The organism is Pedobacter jamesrossensis (assembly GCF_042650905.1).
GTDB lineage: Bacteria > Bacteroidota > Bacteroidia > Sphingobacteriales > Sphingobacteriaceae > Pedobacter > Pedobacter jamesrossensis.
Genome location: NZ_JBHSBY010000015.1, coordinates 1 through 669, shown reverse-complemented (window position 1 = coordinate 669; position 669 = coordinate 1). Strand labels below are relative to the sequence as shown.

Annotated in this window: 1 protein-coding gene; it reads left to right on the top strand. The window is 43.3% G+C overall.

What is annotated here, in order from left to right; all coding sequences use genetic code 11:
* Window positions 1-325 precede the first annotated feature (325 nt).
* The coding region (locus ACFOUY_RS02260; RefSeq protein WP_378958824.1) for a transposase at window positions 326-669 on the top strand (344 nt) is incomplete at its 3' end.

Here is a 669-nt window from a genome sequence, read left to right as displayed (position 1 = left end):
CAGGGCATAGCCGCTTATGGTGATAAGCTGAACCATTTAGGTCTTAGCTACACCCCACCCCGTAGCACTTTAAGCGATTCCAATGCCTGCCGAAGTGAAGCTTTCTTTGGTGCGGTATACCAGAAGCTCTACCAGCGCTATAAGGAACTTTTATCGGACAGCCATCCAAACAAAGAACTGCTCAAACGCCTATTTATCATCGATAGTACCACCATAAGCCTTTTTAAGGCAATAATGAAGTGCGTGGGACGTAAATCCGCTGATGGAAAGAGCAAGGGTGGCATCAAGGTTCACACCATGCTGAATGCCNGTTTTTCTGGAAAAGTTGAAACTGAAGCCACACCAGATTGCCATTTTTGACCGTGGATACGTAGACTACCAACAATACGCCAAATGGACAAACGATGGTGTTCATTTTGTGACCCGCCTAAAGGATAATGCCGTTTATCAGGGACTGCAAGACCTAGATATATCGGACAGCTGCCCCACTGGATACATCAAGGATGAAAAAATCAACATTAGCTATACAGATGAGCAGAAAAAAGAACAGGTTATTCTATTGAGAAGGGTGGTTTATTATGATGTGGAAAAGAAAAAAATCCTACAGTTCCTGACCAATATTTTTGATATGGATACCGAGCAGATAGGTCTGTTGTATAAACAGCGATG